This is a genomic window from Pseudarthrobacter sulfonivorans (assembly GCF_014712225.1).
Taxonomy (GTDB): Bacteria; Actinomycetota; Actinomycetes; order Actinomycetales; family Micrococcaceae; genus Arthrobacter; species Arthrobacter sulfonivorans.
The window spans coordinates 323706-342853 of sequence record NZ_JACXBW010000001.1 but is presented as its reverse complement, the minus strand read 5'-3'; the positions used below and the strand labels follow the sequence as shown (position 1 = coordinate 342853).

At 57.7% G+C, this 19148-nt stretch carries 11 protein-coding genes and 4 pseudogenes; 8 read left to right on the top strand and 7 right to left on the bottom strand.

Annotated elements, in window-relative coordinates; genetic code table 11:
• Positions 1 to 17: 17 nt before the first annotated feature.
• The 5 genes from IAQ70_RS23245 to IAQ70_RS01560 all read right to left on the bottom strand — a co-directional run bounded on the left by IAQ70_RS23245 (position 18) and on the right by IAQ70_RS01560 (position 5406).
• Positions 18 to 1136 (bottom strand): glycosyltransferase, encoded by a 1119-nt coding sequence (locus IAQ70_RS23245; protein WP_190987538.1) that lies wholly within the window; start codon positions 1134 to 1136, stop codon positions 18 to 20.
• Positions 1133 to 2005 carry a glycosyltransferase family 2 protein gene (locus IAQ70_RS01575; RefSeq protein ID WP_190987537.1) on the bottom strand — a complete coding sequence of 291 codons (873 nt, stop codon included), beginning with the start codon at positions 2003 to 2005 and terminating at the stop codon, positions 1133 to 1135. Before IAQ70_RS01575 ends, IAQ70_RS23245 begins: the two co-directional genes overlap by 4 nt.
• Positions 1995 to 2861 (bottom strand): glycosyltransferase family 2 protein, encoded by an 867-nt coding sequence (locus tag IAQ70_RS01570; RefSeq protein ID WP_190987536.1) that lies wholly within the window; start codon positions 2859 to 2861, stop codon positions 1995 to 1997. Before IAQ70_RS01570 ends, IAQ70_RS01575 begins: the two co-directional genes overlap by 11 nt.
• A 189-nt stretch (positions 2862 to 3050) precedes the next feature.
• Positions 3051 to 3638 carry a glycosyltransferase gene (locus IAQ70_RS01565; protein ID WP_317983547.1) on the bottom strand — a complete coding sequence of 196 codons (588 nt, stop codon included), beginning with the start codon at positions 3636 to 3638 and terminating at the stop codon, positions 3051 to 3053.
• A 577-nt stretch (positions 3639 to 4215) separates the two neighbouring features.
• Positions 4216 to 5406 (bottom strand): lipopolysaccharide biosynthesis protein, encoded by a 1191-nt coding sequence (locus IAQ70_RS01560; RefSeq protein ID WP_190987534.1) that lies wholly within the window; start codon positions 5404 to 5406, stop codon positions 4216 to 4218.
• A gap of 457 nt (positions 5407 to 5863) precedes the next feature.
• Between IAQ70_RS01560 and IAQ70_RS01555 the strand changes: the two genes are divergently transcribed.
• From IAQ70_RS01555 to IAQ70_RS01545, 3 genes and pseudogenes are all read left to right on the top strand, one after another.
• Positions 5864 to 7363 (top strand): polysaccharide biosynthesis tyrosine autokinase, encoded by a 1500-nt coding sequence (locus IAQ70_RS01555; protein WP_190987533.1) that lies wholly within the window; start codon positions 5864 to 5866, stop codon positions 7361 to 7363.
• A 123-nt stretch (positions 7364 to 7486) separates the two neighbouring features.
• Positions 7487 to 8508, top strand: a pseudogene (locus tag IAQ70_RS01550) (IS630 family transposase).
• Between the two features lie 43 nt (positions 8509 to 8551).
• A pseudogene (locus IAQ70_RS01545) lies at positions 8552 to 9447 on the top strand (IS3 family transposase).
• Between the two features lie 682 nt (positions 9448 to 10129).
• Here IAQ70_RS01545 and IAQ70_RS01540 read toward each other — a convergent pair.
• A complete protein-coding gene (locus IAQ70_RS01540) occupies positions 10130 to 10987 on the bottom strand; it encodes an ATP-grasp fold amidoligase family protein (RefSeq protein ID WP_190987532.1) in 858 nt (285 codons plus the stop codon).
• Positions 10988 to 11734: 747 nt separating this feature from the next.
• On the opposite strand from IAQ70_RS01540, the gene IAQ70_RS01535 reads away from it, so the two are divergent.
• The 4 genes and pseudogenes from IAQ70_RS01535 to IAQ70_RS22560 form a co-directional block, all read left to right on the top strand.
• Positions 11735 to 13918, top strand: coding sequence for an acyltransferase family protein (locus IAQ70_RS01535; RefSeq protein WP_190987531.1), 2184 nt, complete (start codon positions 11735 to 11737; stop codon positions 13916 to 13918).
• Positions 13919 to 13970: 52 nt separating this feature from the next.
• On the top strand, positions 13971 to 15125 hold the full coding sequence (locus IAQ70_RS01530) for an acyltransferase family protein (RefSeq protein ID WP_190987530.1): 1155 nt from the start codon (positions 13971 to 13973) through the stop codon (positions 15123 to 15125).
• Between the two features lie 318 nt (positions 15126 to 15443).
• Positions 15444 to 15827, top strand: a pseudogene (locus IAQ70_RS01525) (transposase); the annotation flags it as partial.
• A gap of 14 nt (positions 15828 to 15841) precedes the next feature.
• A pseudogene (locus IAQ70_RS22560) lies at positions 15842 to 16008 on the top strand (IS30 family transposase); the annotation flags it as partial.
• On the opposite strand, the gene IAQ70_RS01520 reads toward IAQ70_RS22560, so the two are convergent.
• Positions 15997 to 17544: an O-antigen ligase family protein gene (locus tag IAQ70_RS01520; protein ID WP_190987528.1), complete on the bottom strand. Its 1548-nt coding sequence runs from the start codon at positions 17542 to 17544 to the stop codon at positions 15997 to 15999. The pseudogene IAQ70_RS22560 and the gene IAQ70_RS01520 overlap by 12 nt on opposite strands.
• A 426-nt stretch (positions 17545 to 17970) precedes the next feature.
• On the opposite strand from IAQ70_RS01520, the gene IAQ70_RS01515 reads away from it, so the two are divergent.
• Complete coding sequence (locus IAQ70_RS01515; RefSeq protein WP_223858691.1) at positions 17971 to 19119, top strand: acyltransferase family protein; 1149 nt, start codon at positions 17971 to 17973, stop codon at positions 19117 to 19119.
• Positions 19120 to 19148 lie beyond the last annotated feature (29 nt).

The window sequence follows — 19148 nt, the reverse complement described above, 5'->3', positions numbered from 1 at the left end:
CGCTACGCATAAGTAACCTAGGCGTAGCGAAGTTCTTCCGCACAAGTGATTACTCGTTGAGCGCTGGAAGCGAGCATGCCGCGTAAGCTGCTTCCATGCGCCTCATTACGGAGCCTCTCCAGCAACGAAGGTTGGGTGAACACAGCATGTAATGCAGCCCCAAGGTCATTAGGTGAAGAAGGGGTCGAGAGACCTCCGCCATATTCCAAAATCTCGGAAGTTCCACCAGCACCATAGGCTACTACTGGACGCCCTGTAAGTATGGCCTCGGCTGTAACTTTCCCGAAGCCTTCGTTGCGTGAGCACACGACTGCGACGTCTGTGGAGTCGTATGCGGCCCGCATGTCAGCAGTTGACCCCTTCAGTTTGATCAAGTCTGTGAGACCGAGTTCCTGGATGACAGATTCCAGATCCCGCACATCCTTGGGGTTCCCATCGCCGTAGACATCTAGCCTGATCCTGGTACCCAACGACCGAGCAAAGTTGATTGCGCGAACTGCGTCAATCTGGCCCTTTTCAGGGCTAATGGTTCCACACATGATAGCCCGCGGAGGGTGCCCGACTGCTCGGGCTCTATCGTCACGGGATACCAGAAAGTCCCTACTGACCTGGGGGTATATCACCGTGCACGGATATGAATACTGTTTGGCAACAAACTGCGAGATGCAAACGGCGGACGTTGACCACTTGAAAAGGAAATGCTTGATTAGTCTTTTGGGCAGCGCTGACCTAAGCATAGGGTTCGTTTGCAGACTCTCCCGCACAATTTGGAGAACCGGAACCCGAGCTATGTGGGCGGACAACAAAGGGACTGGGGTAACGCTGGTATTTACGACCACTACGTCGTAGCCGCCCGAACGGACATGAGATGCATAGCGGGGGATGTCCGTCAGAGCCTGCACTAATCGCACCATCCCTACGAGAGGAGAATAGCGCCTCCCCATCCAAAGGCGATTCGGGAGGATGACCACTTTGAAGGTGGGAGCAGCTTCTTCAAGGCGGATGGACAGCGGTCCGAACTCTGGTAGGACAACTGTCCCGGTATGTCCACGCTCCGCAGCCTCGCCCACCAAGTGGATAAGACTCTGTTCTGCTCCCGCGAGGGCGGAACTATGGGAGGCGAACAAGATTCTCACTTTGTGATACCTCCGACTTCTAGGTTGGAAAGCGGACCCGTAATACCCCGCACCCCATGGGCGATGCCTCGGAAGACGGGAACGGTGCTGCTCGGCGACTGAATGATGGACCTAAGGGCCTTGCGATATATGCCTAGGGCGGACACGGAGGCGAAAAGTCCGAAGTGCTTACGCAAAAAGAGGAGTTCATTGCGGAAAGAGTAATATAGCGCGGTCGGAGAGGAAGTCGGAAGGGAACCGCCACAGCGGTGAATCAAGGGCGAACCACAGTGGAAGCGAATTCTGCCGCCCGAAGATGTGACGCGGTAACAATAGTCAAATTCTTCCTTATAATGGAAAAAGCGCTCATCTATATAGCCCAAGGACTCGGCTGTCGTCAACTCAATCATCATTCCAGCGCCGGAAACGATGTCAACATCGTGGCCTTGGCCGCAGGAGGTTGGGCAATCGAAAGGCACTACTTTTTTCTTGCCAAGAAGGGTGGCAGCAGATAGGTACGGTACACGATCTTCTGTTACCTGAACGGTGCCTACTACGGCACACCCATCCGCAAGGTTTAGCATATTCTCGACAACGTCGATGCTGGGAGTCGTGTCAGGATTTAGCAACAGAGCATGTGTGAATCCATCAGTCAGAGCCCATTTCATACCGGTATTCATACCCCCGGCGTAGCCTAAATTTTGGCCGGTTTCTATGATATGAACTTCTGGATAGCTCTGCCGAAGAGGTGCTAGTTCAGTAGCGTCATCCGATCCGTTATCCACGACGCAGATGCTCCAGGGTGATAAATGCAAAAGGCGCACTGCTCGGAGAGTGTCAGCAACACTATTCCAGTTGAGTATAACAATACAAAGACTTTTATCTGCCACGGCCCTGACCCTTACTTAATCGTTTCATCGACAACCCACTTTTAATGCCTTGATTTATGGCCCTGGCGCCTGACAAATTTCCCCTCACGAGGACGGAAATCATGTAAGCGGTCCGGCTAACGACCAATATCGGAAGGCGCCAAGGATAGAATTTTCTAAAGAAAATCATCCTGCTCCTGGTTGCCTCCGAGAAAGCTACAAGCGACTTCGAAAGTACATCTTTCGTAGCTCCAGTGGTGAGACCTTGGTCGTGGTGTACCGTGACACTCAACAGCGTTCTGACTACGACGCCCAAATGTTGGGACCTGAGCGTGAGGTCCGCTTCTTCCATAAACAGGAAATAGTCCTCATCAAAACCCATCAGGGTACGCCAAGTTTCCACAGTGAAGACTAGGGAGTGCCCGCCGGGGTATCGGATGCTGAAGCGTTCGACGCCGACGGTCAAGCTCGGACTAGAACCTGCTTGCCCAGTCAAAGTATTTAGCCTTCCCAGCCCGTGCGAGGTGATCCCATTCTCAACGGTTTTCGTGGACCACAAGGTTCCGGCGCTGCATGCGGCTTCAGCCACTAAGCGCGATGCAGAGCCGCGAATCACGGTATCAGGATTGAGCACCCATAACAGGGTCGCGCCCATTTCTATAAGACGATTAATTCCAACATTATTGCCGGCGGCGTAACCCAGGTTCCTCTCGGCAGTAATGACTTCGACTGTTAGGCTGGAGCTAGAAGCTAAAGATGCCGCCTTTCGCAATGCCTCGGTCTCTTTACCTTGGGGATCTTGGCTATTATCCACGATGGCTACGTAGACCTGACATCCCTGCGCGAAAGGCTGAAGAGACTCCAGCAAACGCTTCACGCTGGACTCCGAAAAAAAGTTGACAACGGAAATTCCGAGGATTCTAGTTATGGCGCTAGGAACAGGCGGTAGTGAATTAGTCATTGCACGCCTTTGACTGTGTCGAACGAACAGTGATTGAGCAGGATGAGTTTAGGCAATCCAGTTGCTCGGCGATCCTGATGGCCTCACGGTTGAAGGTCGCGACAATCAAATTCGCATCCAATCTTGTAGATTCTCGCTGAATGATTCTTCGGAAAACATTTGAGCCTTTAGTTTCGCTTCGGCCATGTTTTTATTAGCCGCGTCGTGAACCGCAGCCGCGACCTCAGATCCCTGAAAGTTGCTTACAGCCGTGCCTCCATCCAAAGCTGTCACACTCTCAGCGGCACCACCAACGGAGTTAACTACAACGGGTGTGCCAAGCGCCATAGCTTCGACTGGCAAGATCCCAAAGTCCTCTATTGGGGGGAAAACGAAGACTTGCGCGCCTTGTATCAAGGCGTAGAGGAGATGATCCGATGGTGCCCTAACAAAGTGAACCGGGACAGTTGCACTTTCTGCCACATCCCTAAGGAATTTCTCCTCGGGACCGGCACCTGCTAACACCACGGGTATTCCTGAAGCCTCACCAGCAGCAATGACATTTTCTAATTGCTTGTATGCGACGAATCGGGAGGCCCCCAGAATATATTGTCTAGGTAGACGGGCAACAATTTCGGCATCCGTAGTGTTGAGAACATCGCGCCAAGAGCTTTCGGACTGGAGCCTACTAACGGCTACGGGAGGATAGATCACGGTGGATTCCTGTTGCCAGGTATCGCGAATCCGGTCCTGGATGAAAGCGCTGTTCGCAGCGAAGGTTGTACCCTCAGACGCTCGTTTACGGTCTAGCCTTTGAAGGAAGGGAGACGCCAGCCGCGAAGCCGCGGATTGCCCCCGCTTATCCAACTGTGGCGTCCATATATATCTGGCCGGAGTGTGGATGTAAGCGAATATCTGCTTCGATTGGCGACTGCTTTTAGTCCCGACGTGATGAGCAAACAGGTGCGAGCTGACGAGTGTCCACTCGTAGTCATCTAGGACGACGCTACGCCATACGTTGGGCATAAAGGGCAGAGCAGCGGCTTTACTTCTACGCAACGGGGTTCGCGCAAGAACCGACTCTTTCACTGTTCGATCCGTAAATCGATGCGGCGCATCGTTCCATAAACAGTAAATGTCAGATTTTGGGAAGGTGTTCGACATCGCTTGGAGTACATTTTCAGATCCCCCAGAACGCGCAATCCATTCGTGTACAATCAACCCGCTCAATTCAATCTAACTCGCTCTCATCTTTTATGAAGGGTACAAAACGCTGGAGCCACCGCGCCGCTCATTTATAGCGGCGTATCTCGCGTAGTTGGATGGCCAAAACTACCAGCTCGGCGAGGACTTCACCGGCGAGTGCACCTGGGGCACCTAGAAACTTGGCACCAAGGAGAATGCTCGGAACCCCCACGGCCGTACCTGCAGCGGCACTGACAAAGACAGTGTTGATCCGGCCAAAGGCCACTAAGGCAATCGACCCGCTGGCGCGCGAAACGGACACTATAAAGATCAGGACGCCTGAGAGGGCTGTGAACTCAATCGGAACTTTGATTGTGGAGGCAAATATTATATCCGCCATAGTTGGAGCAACCACAGTGAAGCCTATACCTGCCGCAAGCCCAATCATGGCATTGTAGAAAATGCTCTTTTTTGCCCGCCGAATCTTTCTTCGCTGACCGTACGATTGGCCGACCCACTTCTGCATGATGTTGGGAACCGCAGTCAGCACCTGTAAGTAAATTCGTTGTAACCGTTCGATTGCTGAAAAGACCGCAACTGCACCCGGAGCGACGAAGCTCACCAGCGTAATGGGCAGAGACATGTAGATTGCGCTAAGTGCGCGCGCAGATAGCGCGGAACTCTGGGATGCGACAACGAGGCCTAGACGACGCAGTGTCATTCCACGGAGATGCGAAAGTCGAAGCTGCTCGGCGTAAATTACAAGCAGCCCGCTTACGCCAATCGGCAGAATTATTCCAATAAGAGGGTATAGTGCGAGTTCCCCTCCAGCGAATATCAAGATGGCAGACACGGTTACGCAAAGCAGTCTGGGAACTGCATCGCAGTATAGTAGCTTTGCTGACGAACCGGTTCCAATGAAATACCAAGTGCTGTTTAGGCCGAAGGCAGTCGCGCCGGCAGCAACCGCTGCCGCCTCCCATCGGAAGTCCGCGGATAAGTAAAAGCTAGCAGCGCTCGCCAGTGCAACTAGGGGAGCGACGATAGCCAGTTTCGTGCTTATGGCTATTGCTAAAGTCTGTTGACGATTCCTTTGACTCTGCCTGGCGACTCGCTGGGGTCCAGTGAGCCCCCAGCCCAGTTCGAGAATGACAGCAAACGATGCGCCGACGGATTGGCCCACCGCTACGGCCGACCAACCAGCAGCGCCAAATTGCGACGTTATCGCCGGGATTGCGAGCAAGGGACTTGCGATACTCAACATAGGTACGACCACGAAGCCGAGGACTGAGGCCATCCGAGAGCGCTGCACTACTCCCTTTCAACTCTGTTTCCCAGCCATGAGGTACGGGGACCTTGCTTGGGTCGGTCCCTACGATATAGCAATCGGTGGAGGTCCACTCGGCCTCATCTCCGTCATTGAACCGCACCCTTGCTCCACCTGGTCCGTACAGTATGGCGAGGCCAGATACGTTACGTGGCTGGTATCACGGATTGATCATCCATGGGAGCGTGCAATCAGCCGACGTGGGCTGGGTCGTTTGGTCGGGCGTGCCCGAGGTTGAGCGGTAAAGTTCGTCTCACCGGTAGGCAGTTATGGTTTGGAGGTGTTTGAGGGCTCTGGCCTAAATGACACTTCTCGAACGCAAGCCGGATATCCTAGTTCGGGGGGACGCCGGGCTGCACCAAAGACGTAGCCAGCCTCCGTGACATTGTCTATCCATGCAGAGGCATGAATCGGAGAGGTTCAACAATTGGAGATCATTGACTACTTACGGGTAGTACGCCGTAATTGGGTCCTTATTGCAGCTTTGACCTTATTGGGTTTGCTCGTGGCCGGTGCTGCGACGATGGTCACAACGCCGACTTACAAGGCACGCACCCAGTTGTTTGTGGCCACGCAGAACTCTGGTAGCGTTCTCGAGCTTCAGCAAGGAAACACTTTCAGCCAGGCGAGAGTTGCCTCGTACGTCGTAACTGCCAAAACACCCGTCGTTCTGCAGCCGGTTATCGATTCCTTGGGCTTAGAAATAAGCCCCTCTGCTCTTGCTAACAAGGTAGAGGCAAGTGTCGAAGGCTCGACGGTCCTCCTTAACATCGTTGTCACGGACTCTTCGCCGGTAAGGGCTGCTTCGATCGCAGAGGCAGTGGCCGAGAGTCTAATTTCTGCTGTTGACCGTCTTGAAAATCCCTCAAGGGATGGGATATCGCCCGTAAGGCTGTCAGTCATAACTCCTGCTGCGGCTCCGTCGGCGCCAGCCTCTCCCAACACCAGTCTCTATCTTGCTGCTGGATTGCTAATCGGAAGTGCAGTTGGAATTGGTTCTGCATTGTTGCGGTCGGCCATGGACACTAGGATTCATGGCGAGTTGGACGTGAAGAGGGTCACGGACGCTAGCGTTCTAGGCGGCATCGCATTCGACGCGGATGCTGTGAAGAAGCCACTTCTCACCCAAGTGCCGACGCAGAGTCCCCGTGCCGAGTCCTTTCGTCAAATTCGTACGAACCTGCAGTTTGCGCACGTGAGCCACAGTTCAAAGTCTGTGCTCGTTACGTCCTCATTACCAGGAGAGGGCAAGAGCACGACCGCCGTCAACATGGCAATTTCGCTAGCTCAGACGGGGCAACGCGTGGTATTGGTGGACGCTGATTTGCGCCGTCCCATGGTGGGCGAATATCTCGGGCTTGATGGCAGCGTAGGACTGACAACGTATCTTGTAGGTCAGGAGGGTCTCGATAACCTACTGCAGCCTTGGGGCACGGATGATCTGCACGTGCTGACCTCGGGAAGGATTCCGCCGAACCCCAGTGAGCTTCTAGGATCAGCTGCCATGTCAGGCCTCATAGAACTTCTCGAGAATGAGTTCGATGCCGTAGTGATTGACGCACCTCCGCTACTTCCTGTCACGGATGCTGCTGTCCTGGCACAACGTGTAGGGGGTGTTGTACTTGTTGTTGGAAGCCAGCTAGTAAAAGTTACCGACGTCCAGAAATCGCTTTCGTCCTTGGACATGGTCCATGCTGACTTGTTGGGCGTGGTGCTGAACCGCCTTGCAGCGAAAGACCCCGACTCATATACATATTCCTATTACTCCAGCAGCACCAGCCCTCTGACCGGCCCAACTGGGGGCGTTGAGCCAACGCGGAGCAGTGACATCCGGGCGGATCAAAAAAGATCCTTCGATCAGATTGTCTACGGGGAACGAGAGGCGACTGCGTCGCCAACATACTTTGGACCTCAAAGCCGCCCGTAAGAGTTGCACGGACTTACCTCCAATATGAACCCGAAGGCCGAGGGTCTGCCCCCGGTTTTGTTGACTCCTTGACCTAGTGGTGCGTCTCCAAAATGGCTTGTTGGTGTGCTGTTAACTGGGGATATGACGAATCCGGCTCCTGCTTTGGTGGTTTCTGATGGTCAACGAGCAGCGTTGGAGGCGTTGTCGAAATCGCAGACGGCGTCCCATCGTGAGGTGTAGCGGGCCCAGGTGTTGTTGATGGCCGCGGAGGGGTTGGCCAATGAATCGATCGCCAAAGTCGCCGGTACGAGCCCGGGACGGTCAGGTCATGGCGTGCCCGGTTCGAGGTAGAAGGCTTGGCCCATCTGGGCGAGGTGCGTTCCGGGCGGGGCCGCAAGCCGGTCATTCCGCAGTCCAAGATAGATGAGATCGTGGACCTGACGCGCAATTCCAGACCCGAAGGCCAGACGCACTGGTCGGCGCGGACGATGGCCTCAAAGGTCGGGGTGTCCCCGGCGCAGGTGCAGCGCATCTGGGCGGCCCGGAGCCTGAAACCGCACCTCGTGGATACGTTCAAGCTCTCCAACGATCCGCGTTTTGAGGAAAAACTCATCGACGATATCGGTCTGTATCTGAACCCGCCGGAGAAGGCGATCGTGCTGTGCATGGATGAGAAGTCGTCCATCCAGGCTTTGGACCGCACCCAGCCGTCGCTGCCGATGACGAAGGGCCGGGCGGAAACGATGACCCATGACTACAAACGCAACGGCACCACCACCTTGTTCGCGGCCCTGGACGTGGCCACCGGGAAAGTGATCGGCTCGTGCCTGCCCAAGCACCGCCACGAAGAATTCCTGGTGTTCCTCAAGACCATCAACAAGGAGAAAGCCTGGCTGGCGAAAAATCCCCGGTTCCAGCTGCACTTCACCCCGACCTCGTCCTCGTGGCTGAACCTGGTCGAGCGCTGGTTCCGGGAACTGACCGACAAGGCGTTACGCCGCGGTGCGTTCCATTCCGTCCCGGACCTGATCCACAAGATCGAAGAGTACCTCGCCGCTCACAACACCGAACCCAAACCACTGGTCTGGACCGCCACCGCAGACTCAATCCTCAAGAAAGTAGCCCGCGGCCGCGTCGCCCTCGCAACCATCAAACAAAACTGAGACAGACCACTAGCGAGCTTGTGCTCGTGGAAGGATGTTGACCATGCCCACGGCTTATGGGGCGGAGTTCCGCCAGGATGTTATTGATGTGGCCCCCAATGGCGAGGCGCTGGCTCAGATTGGGAAGGTTTTCGGTCTTTCGGTCACGACGTTGAAGCGCTGGATTGCCAGCGCCGAACGTGGAGAATCCGGGGCCGGTCCGCCGGCGGCGGAGTCGGCCGAGATGCGGGAGTTGAAGAAGCGGAGCCGCCTGTTGGAGCAGAAGAATGAGATTCTGCGCCGGGCTGCTGCCTATCTGGCCGGCACATGACCATTACAGAGCTACCCGCTGGTCACGGATCTTGCCGCCGATGGTGTTCCCGTGGCGGTGACCTGCAGGGTGTTGAAGTTCGGCAAGCAAGGCTATTAACGGTGGCGGTCCAGTCCGGTGACAGAACGGAAGTGGATCGATGCGCACCTCGTCAACGCCGCCCTGGACATCCACGCCGACGACCCTGCATTCGGGTACTGTTTCAATGCCGACGAGCTCCCGGAGAAGGGCATCACGGCGGGCGAGAACAGGGTCCAGTGCCTGTGCGTGCAGAGACCATGGCATCTGGTCGGTGTCCCCGAAGAAGCGAGGCCTGAACCGGATGCACTCGGTCGAGGGTCCATTCCGGTCACGCCGGTTCGTCGAATCACTTCGGCACCACCGCCTCACCGGATCGATGGGCAGGGTCGGTGCGTGCGCGGACAACGCCGCGATGGTATTGTTCTTTTCGCTGCCGCAGAAGAGCGTCCTTGGACCGTCAGCGGTGGCTCGCCAGTCAGGACCTCCGACTGGCCATCACAACCTGAATCGAGAGAACATACCACCGCCGGCGACGGCAAATCCGGCTGGACAGACTTACGCCCATCGAATATGAAACAATCAATCGGACCGCGCTCACAGCGGCCTGAGACCCGGAGTCAACAAAAGCCGGGGCAGTCCCAGTCTTAGCTGCCGAAGCTTAGGCAGAGTAAGGGTAAGTACAGCAGCCTCGTGCTGGGTCTGAATGGCAGCGGCATTGGCCAGACCCCCGGTGCGCTGGCGTCGCCCAACGCTGGACTAATTCCGGGCGAAGTGGCTGGCCATTGACAGGCGCCACCTCTTATCCGCTTACCAGGTGCACTCCGCGGACAAGGGCATGGAGGCATAGGTGCCGGCACGTGCCGTGGATTGGTATGCGTTTTTACCTGATGAAAATTGAGCGCGGCGCTGGAGGGACCCGATCGGCCAAGGCCAGCTCCTCGAGAAGATGACCGTGCTGAAGTTCAGCGGCAGGTAGCGGGAACTTCCGCAATTGCCCGGGCTTTGTCCCAGAAGTCAGTCATATGACAACAGCGGGAGGCGTTCGGTAGCCATTCCATATCTGGCCGCCCTAAACCAACCAACGGGCTGCCTTACCCACGTACGGTGACCAGCTAAAGCAGTAACCGTTCTGTCCGGACCTCGCCATGTACGCATTCACAGTAGGACATGCACGAGTGGCGGGCTCTGACCGCGGCGGTCTTAGCGCCATGTGATCGAAGCCAGGCCAACGAGGTCCGCTTCGCCCCGTGCATGACAGGGTGTGTGGTATTCATTCACGGCCGCCGGTGGCTATATTTTTTGGAACTGAGGGAGCGTCCACTTGCCGCCCAGTACCGCGTCCAAACTACGCGGCGAATATGGCTCAATTCCGCCGCCGGGATAGGGAGTTAGCTCACCGAAGATAACTTCTCCATCCACCTCGTAGAAGTCCACGCGGATGAAATCGAATGGTTCACCGAGCGTTGCAGCGGCTGAGAGCATGTCGTCGAGGGTGGAGGGTCTCGGAGCGACTGGCCCTAGTGGATATATATTCACAACGTCGAGGGGTTCCCAGCTCGGAGTGTAGAGCCTTCTCTCATGGCCGTTGAATCGGGATGAGTCCACTTGTATGAGTTCTGGTTTGCCATGGAACACGAAAAACTTGTAGTCCGGAAGATCAGCGTCCGTCTGGCCGAGCCTTTCCTCCGCTATGAAGCATTTCCGGGCTTTCCCATAAGCCCATTCATCAGCCAAGGTAATGGAGGTCTGACCGTCCATCCAGCCCTCTGTCACGTACAGGAGTTCTTCGAGGTCCGGCTTGCCGTCCCCGAAATACACACGACCGCTGCTGTGGTTGGGCTTCAGGACCCAGCGAGCAGGCAGGTCAAGCTTTGCTAGTTCAGCCAGCGATGTTCCTGCCCATAAGCGGTTAGGAACCTTGCACCCGGCATCCTTCGCATAATCCTGCATCCATAGTTTGTCGCAGGTTCCGGCGAGGATGTCCCGCCTGTCGTTGACGACACGCCAGTTTACTTTTTCTGTAAACAGGCGGGGACGTCTGAGGTGAAGCGGCCGTCTCGTTACGCGGAAATACATTATTCGCCGGCGCGCGCTTATTGGCACTCTTGTGACGAGCATTTGATACAGGCGTTTCAAAGCGGACTTCACTGGGTACCCCGAAGCTGGATGTAGTGGTGATCATAGGAAGAATACACGCTACTTTCACCCTGGTGCCGCGTCGTGCCCGCCATCCAAGCTCATCTACGTTGCTTCTGAAAATCGATTTGTGCCTGGCGGCTCAAGTCCTGGCCAGTACTTGCCCTTTGGGTAGGACAATTTGTGGATGCGGCGCTCCATGCCACTACAGCCGACCACACGGCCGGCAGTACCCGGGCAGCGCAGTTGCCGACCTCTGTGCCTCTAAGTCTTCAAGCCCAAGGCGAACAAGGACGTGCTTGTTTCCGCGTACGACGGCGCACCGACGCCCATCTCCATTTGGGTGGGCCCGCTGGCGGTGATTGCCGCGGCCGTGCTCCTTCATTATGGAGAAGCCATTGGCCACCGCTGTGGAATACTACGTCCTCCCGGAGTCGATCGCCGACAAACCTTGGGGTGGGATGATTTCTGGACAAACCGTGGGTGCTGTCGGCGAACTCGTGGTCCCAATGGACGCTTTTCCGCCGCGATTTGCGACGATGCCACCACAGCCAGCTCTAAGGCTTGACCGCAGGTGCATGGCAAGGCCGGCGGGGCTGCCGACACAAGTTGGACAGGCAGGGAATGGGGAAGTTACCGGTCCTTCTCCCGTGAGACTAGGTCCAGGCAATAACGGACACGGAAGCGCGGGGCAACCATCCCGTAAGCAGCTGTAAACTTATCCCTGGTCCGCAGTCAAGTCGAAATAATGGGGGAAAAGTGGCATTTGCCATGCTCAAAAGGAGAACCACGCCGTCGGCGCGCGTCCCGAACAAGTCTAAGTTCCGCAGTGACATTCAAGGCCTCAGAGCACTTGCCGTAACGGTGGTAATTGCGGACCACTTGCTGCACTGGCCGAGCGGTGGCTTTGTTGGCGTCGACATCTTCTTCGTTATCTCGGGGTTTCTTATTACCGGCCTACTGCTGCGGGAGCACGAGAAGACCTCAAAGATATCGTTCGCTGATTTCTACCGTCGTCGTATTCGCCGAATCCTCCCGGTTGCGGCAGTTGTTTTAATTGTGACCGTTTCTGCTGCCTGGATGCTGTTGTCGGCGGCCAGAGCCAAATCGGTGTCAATGGATGCCCTGTGGTCAATGTTCTTCGGCGCTAACTGGCACCTCGCGATGACCGGCACGAACTACATGGATGCCACCTCGGCGCCGACGCCGCTTCAGCACTTCTGGTCCCTGGCAGTCGAGGAACAGTTCTACATTGTTTGGCCGTGGTTGATTCTTGCCCTGTATGCGGTTGGAGCCCGGCGCGCTTGGGGCTTTCCGCGCACTCGTCGTGCGCTGGGCTTGGGCATGGGGCTAGTTGCCGCAGTCTCGTTCGGGTATGCATATTGGGAAACTGCAGTATCACCGGCAATCGCTTACTTTTCGACATTTTCCCGGGCCTGGGAGCTCGCGGTTGGCGCGCTGCTGGCCCTCTTTGCTACGTCCCTTGCCAAAATGCCGGACTGGGTTAGGCCTGTCCTGGCTTATGCCGGTCTCGGAGGCATCATGTGGAGTGTATTCGCCATTTCTCCGACGATGGCCTTTCCCGCACCTTGGGCGGCTGTGCCGGTCCTCGCCACATCCCTGGTGATAGGCGCTGGTACAGGCGGCGATCAGAAGTTCCTCGCGCCGCTGACTAATCCCGTTGCGCACTACATCGGAAACATCTCGTATTCCTTGTACTTATGGCACTTCCCGGTCATTGTGCTCGGCCAGGTGTTTTTCCGTGATCAGGGCCTGTTTTATGTCACTATCGCGTGCGTCCTCATGACGCTCCTTTCGGTCGTCTCCTACCACTTGGTTGAAGATCCCATCCGCCAGTCGTCCTGGCTGGAGCCGGCAAACCGAAATCGCAGGTCAATGAAACCTTTGTCATTTTCGATGAAGGGCCAGATCGCTGGGCTCTGCCTTCTAGCGCTCGCCGCCGGCGTCACGACAGGATTCGCCTTGGACAAAGAGAGGGGATCGGCATCGGTCGCCCAAGGTGCTCCGAATAATAAGCCGTTGCCTCAAACGACTTCTCCTGCAGAAAAGGACCTCACGGCAGAGGAGGAGTTGGCGGCCAAAGTGGGAGCGGCAACGCGGGCAAATGTATGGCCAGACTTGAAGCCAACCGTTGATGAGCTGACGAGGTCGGCACTGGCTGAAGAGTGGTCCAAGGACGGTTGCCTGGGACTGGAGGAGAAGGCGATGCCCGATCCGCGGACAAATGCGCAGCGTTGCTCCTATGGCGCTCCGGATGCGCCAAAAACGGCTGTGGTTCTTGGTGATTCTGTTGCCATCAGCTACGTGCCCGGTATCCGTGCTGCTCTTGAGCCTCAAGGGTACAAAGTCCTCGTTTACACGATGCAACAATGCCCTGCGGCAAAAGTTTCTGTTCTGAAACTAGACAAGTCACCGCATCCACAGTGCGACACTTTCAGGGACTGGACTTGGAGTAAGGTCGCAGAGCTTCATCCGGATCTGTTGTTCATGACCAGTGTTCACAGTCCCACTCTGGCTAGCGGCGCCGAAGGACCGAAATTTCTTGAGGAGTGGGGGGCCGGCTATTCGGACACATTCAGGGCGCTTTCCGGTACCGCAAAACGAACGGTAGTCCTCGATCCTCCGCCGGGAGGCGTGGCCCTGAAGGACTGCGCGACGCGCATCAGTAAGCCTCAAGACTGTAAGACAACCGTGACGAACCGATACCTGGACCTACAGACAATCGGTCGACAGAAACTAGACGAGGTCGGCAACGAGACTATGGAATTCGTCGCGACGAAGAACTGGTTCTGCACCACGTCGGGCGACTGCCCGTCGTTTGTCGGCACGACCCCCGTGTACGCAGATGGAAGCCACCTGACTGCGGCCTACTCCGCCTCACTCGGCCCCTTGATAACAGAAGTACTCAAGCTCGCAGCCTGACAGCGCATGATCCACAGCACAAGTTCGCTCTTCGAAAGTTTGGGGAAAATTTATGACCACGACGACGCCTATTGATCCGCGTCGGCGGGATACCCGGACAGGTGGCCGATTTGATGCACTTGACGGAATACGAACGCTGGCAGTCCTGGCGGTCATGTTCTTCCACATGGTTCCGGCGGCCGTAAGAGGCGGGGGCGTGGGCGTTGATGTGTTTTTTACGCTCAGCGGTTTCGTCATTACGACGGTGCTCCTAAAGGAATACCAAGCGACTGGAAGAGTTCGTCTCGGAATCTTTTACTCCCTGCGAATTTCCAGGCTTTGGCCCGCGCTGTTTGCCGTGTGCGCAGTAGTCGCAGGGACGGCATTCCTTCTGCCCTCCAGCTTCTGGGGAGGTGAGCAAAGCAACGCATTGAGATCAGCGCTGCACGTCATGAATTTCTTCCGTGGGGGCTGGTTTGGTGAGTCCGGGGATGGCGGTTCGATGGGGCACACCTGGTCCCTTGCTGTGGAAGAGCAGTTCTACATTCTATGGCCGGCGCTTTTCATCGTCGTGCTCCGGTTTGTCCGAAATCTCCGGACGCTGGCTATCCTCACCTCTACAGCTTGTATCGCAGTCGTGGCCGAGCGTGGCCTGCTTCAGCTATTGGGTGCTGGCTACGAGCGCATCTACAATGGTCCGGATACACGTGCTGACCAACTCCTGATTGGCTGCCTCCTTGCGATGATACTAACGTTGCTGCCCGATTCGGGCCCGCGAAAAGTCTTGGCTGTAAAGTTGAGTCGCTGGGCGCTTTGGCCGAGCACGGCGTTTGTCGTGGTGGCGATCCTTACTTTTGCCTACCCGCACGGTGATGACATGGTGTCCCTCATCTACCGTTCGATATTTCCCATGATCATTGCCTTGGCGGCCAGCACTTTGATTTGCGGGCTGGTACTCAACTTAGGGCACCCCTTATCGAGAATGTTGTCGGTGTCGTGGTTGTCGTGGCCCGGAAAACACCTGTCTTACGGGATGTACTTATGGCACTACCCGATCTTCTTTCTCATACGCGGGCTCTACGACGGACCGGGATCGACTCTCGTAAGGTTGCCGATAGGAATAGCCTTAACCCTATTGCTCGCTTATCTGTCGGCGCGCTACGTTGAAGAACCGGTTCGGGCGGCCATGAAGAACCGCATAGCTTCGAAGAAATCTGTGGCGGCGTAAACCGAGCCATCGTGGCACGTTCCGCCCGACGCGAACCGCTACCTGCTGTGCTGAACGTCCGGAGACAACCCTTCGTCGGCCGGCGGTGCCAGGCGACAGCTAAGTTGATGGCCGGAATCTGGGCCTAGTGCTACAAAGGAAACGCCCCGGTCCCGGGCGGGTTCTAGCGGTCGTTGCAACACTCAGAATTAATTGTGGGAGTTGCAACGATCGTGTCGGTTCCTGGGCAACCAGCTCGCGGACATCGATCCCGAGCTGGCCCGCCTGATCCAGGAACACCCGGCCGGGCCGGCCCGCCTGATCCAGGAACACCCGGCCGGGCCGGCACTGCTCGCCGAACCAGGCGTCGGACCGGTCGTCGCGGCCCAGTTGTTGATCAGCTGGTCCCACCCCGGACGGGTCAGAAGCGAAGCGGCATTCGCCTCGCTGGCCGGAGTCGCACCCCTGGAAGCCAGCAGCGGCCAACGCACCCGGCACCGACTCAACCGCGGCGGCGACAGGACACTCAACCGGGCCCTGCACACAATTGCGATCACGCGGATCAGATGCCACGCAGAAACCCGGGCCTACGAAGCCCGCCGAACCCTTCAAGGCAAGACCCATCGTGAGATCCGCAGGTGCCTCAAACGCACGCTTGCCCGGGGCCTTTACCGCGTCATGGAAGCCGCGGCAGCCTCTCAACAGGTTCCCTCGGCGGGTTGACAAACATAGGAGCGTCCAACGGGTTGCTGCGCCAGTACTTCCCCAAGGGCACCGACCTCTCCGTCTACGGGCCTGAAGACCTCGAAACACGTCGCGCAGGAACTTATCGGACGCCCACGCAAAACGCTCGGCTTGGAATACTCCAGCCGAGCGTCTACGTGATTTACTACTAACCACCTAACCAACAGGTGTTGCAACGACCCCTGGAATCCAAGCAAGCCGTTGGGGAGTGGGGCGTTGATTGAATCGAATCAATCGATAATGCCTTGTTTCGACGCTGCCATACCTTGCTTTTTAGCTCGGGTTCTTCATGTGACTGGAAGGTGGACGCAGCGGCGAAGCCTACCGCGAGGAATACCAAGGCATTCCACGGGTTCTTATCCAGCATGTCGACCGAAATCGATCGCCAGAGTATGGCGAGTAAGACTGCGCCGGAGGCGATGCCCCAAGGGCGCCGTTCGCCATCTGACTTTTTGAGCGAGGCCAACAGCGGGGACAGCATCGTGAGTGCCATGCCGAATACGCCGACGATGCCAGACTCCAGCAGCATCTTGAGCCAACTGTTGTCTACCGTTGCCCGCGTGGCCAAGGTTGGATCGATGTCCAGACCGCGCTGCTGGGCGAAGATGTCAGGGGCGTAGCCACCAAAGCCGTTCCCTAAGACCCAGCTCCCTCCATCGCCGGCTCCGAGCCAGCTCATCCATATGCCGCTACGCTGTGTAGAACTGGCGTCCGTGCCGGAAACTATCTCACCGAAGGACTGTACTATACGGTCAAGTTCCCGCGAGCCGCTCGCCAAGTAAACGGTTGCACCTAATGCAACTGCCACAATCCCAAGGGCCAAGCCCCTCCGACCGGCAGCCATGAAAAGGATACCGACACCCAGTACGACCGCTACTAGCCCGCCGCGTGAACCGGTCGAAATGACGCCCACAGCAAAGAGCGCGATAAGGGTGAGGCAGCCAACTCGCACTCGCGCTGAGACCTTGCCAAGGATGCAAGCTGCGAGGACAATGATGCCGCATGCGAGAGCGAGAGCCAGATCGTTGGGGTTTAGCATAAATCCGGTGTACCGCTTCAGCCAGGAACTTGATACTGGATTGTAAGTCAACCCTGAAATGAGGAGGCCGCCCCATGTGCCCTTCATAAGGCCAGCAACCTGCAAACCTACGCCTATCATCTGGAAGACGCAGGTTGCGACCATCCCAAACCCGGCACCTCTGACGTCCGGCTTCCTAATAACCAACCACACAAGGGGGATAAACATTGACCAGTTGATGAGGCGAGACAGGCCAAACCCGGCGGACGCGGCCGCAACGGTACTCAAGACGAGCGAGAGGACCAGCAGCGCTAGACCGAGTTTCAGAGGGCGGTCTAATCGCGGTGGGGCTGTCGCCCGAAAACTATGCACGAGCGCAACCACAGTGAGTACCGCAAGCCCGAACCTCGCGAGGGTGCCGAAGGTCCCCAGTGATGGCGCCCAGCATGTAGTGAAAATGATCGCGGCATACAGCCAACCGATCGGCCGTGTTGGTGTGAATTGACCGAAACCCACGGACCGGACCAGCAGGAGAATGACCCAGACCCCAAACGGCGCGAACGCGAACCGGATATCGATAAATGCCAAGGCCACCGCGGCGACTACTGTCACTAGCAGTGTGGTGCCAAGTCCTAAGGTGTTTCTGACCGCAGCGATGTTCGGACTCGTGATTTTCATGCGGTGCGTCCTTGTGTAATCGTCCCCCCGTACAGTCGTGGACAACGATACAGCAGACCGCAATCCCCCTAGGGGTGGCGCACTGGTAATGGGGGCGACAATTGGCGGAAGTGCTGAGGTGAGCGTTCGCCGGATGTCATGACATCGGCCCATCCGAAACCCTGCACCGGGCCATGGAGGCCGAACCTCGGGCGGAAAGTTTTCCCGCAAGACAGACGCCTGTCCCGAACCCTTGCCCTTTTGAGCCCTTGTGGATCAACGAAGGGCGGCGAGGCGGCTCCTCATATCTGCACTCTGGTCCGAGCCTCAGCCCGCCGACTTCCAACAAGGGCAGCAGCATTCGCCACTCAGCGCACTTACCAAAACGTTACGTAAGCTTGATGGGCGAATTCTTGGTCGGAACGCCCGTTTGCGCCCGGGAACGGGCTGATCTCCGGACGGAAACATGCCCTGGATGGTCTGCGGACCGTCGCGGTCATTGGCGTCTTCCTCTTCCATACCGTGACGGAACTCGTCCCGGGCGGATCGGTCGGTGTGGACGTGTTCTTCACGCTCAGCGGCTTTGTGATCACGCTCCTGATCATGAAGGAGTACCGGGCCACGGGCCGGCTGCGGCTGGGCGTCTTCTACGCCAAGCGGCTGGCCCGGCTCTGGCGCGCGCTGCTGGCGGTATGCGCCGTGGTGGTTCTGGGCGGCCTGGTCTTCCCGGCCTCTGGGTGGGGCGGCCAGGCCGCCAACTCCATCCCGGCCGCCGGTTACGTCATGAACCTGTCCAACTTCGGGATGTTCGGTGCCTCCACCGGCGGCAATGCGCTGAGCCCCACCTGGACCCTGGCCGTGGAGGAGCAGTTCTACCTGGTCTGGCCGGTGGTCCTGCTGGTGATGCTGCGGTTCTGGAAGGTCCGCACCGTCGCCTGGCTGACCGCCGTCCTGGCTCTTGGGTTCCTGGTTTCACGGTTGCTCCTGGTGTTGGACGGGGCGCCGCTGGCCCGGCTGTACAACGGGCCGGACACCAGGGCCGACCAGCTGCTGATGGGGTGCACCCTGGCCCTGGTGTTCGCGTCGGTCAGCCCGGGCTCCCGGGTCCACGCCGCCCTGCAGGCCGGTGCACGCTGGGCCGGTCCGCTCGCCGGGCTCGCCCTGGCGGCAGCGGTGTTCGTACTCGCTGAGCCGAACACGCCCGGAGTTTGGTTCGATGTCTTCTGGAGCGGCGGCCCCACCGCCCTGGCCGTGCTCGCCGGGCTGGTCATCGGCTCGCTGGTCCTCCGCCCGGCCGGCCTCGCCTCACGGATCCTGAGCCACCCCTGGCTTGCCAACCCCGGCCGCGACCTCTCCTACGCCGCCTACCTCTGGCACCTGCCCGTCTACCTCCTGCTGATACCCCTCGTCCCGGCACTGTGGCTCCGCGTCCCGCTCGCGGCAGCGGTGACCGTGCTGATGGCGTGGCTGTCGTTCCGCTATGTGGAGCGCCCCATCCGCCGCTGGGCCTCCAAAAAGTTAGAGCCCGACGTCGTCCGTTCCGTTCCGGAGCGCGCCCGGGAACTGGCCGGACGGTCTAGGAGCGCCTTTGCATAGGTGAACGGGCGGCACGGCACGTCCGTTGC

Coding starts and splice junctions, on each gene's coding strand:
- IAQ70_RS01560 (WP_190987534.1), bottom strand. CDS start 5,406: ATGGCCTCAGTCCTCGGCTTCGTGGTCGTACCTATGTTGAGTATCGCA.
- IAQ70_RS01530 (WP_190987530.1), top strand. CDS start 13,971: ATGACCACGACGACGCCTATTGATCCGCGTCGGCGGGATACCCGGACA.
- IAQ70_RS01520 (WP_190987528.1), bottom strand. CDS start 17,544: ATGAAAATCACGAGTCCGAACATCGCTGCGGTCAGAAACACCTTAGGA.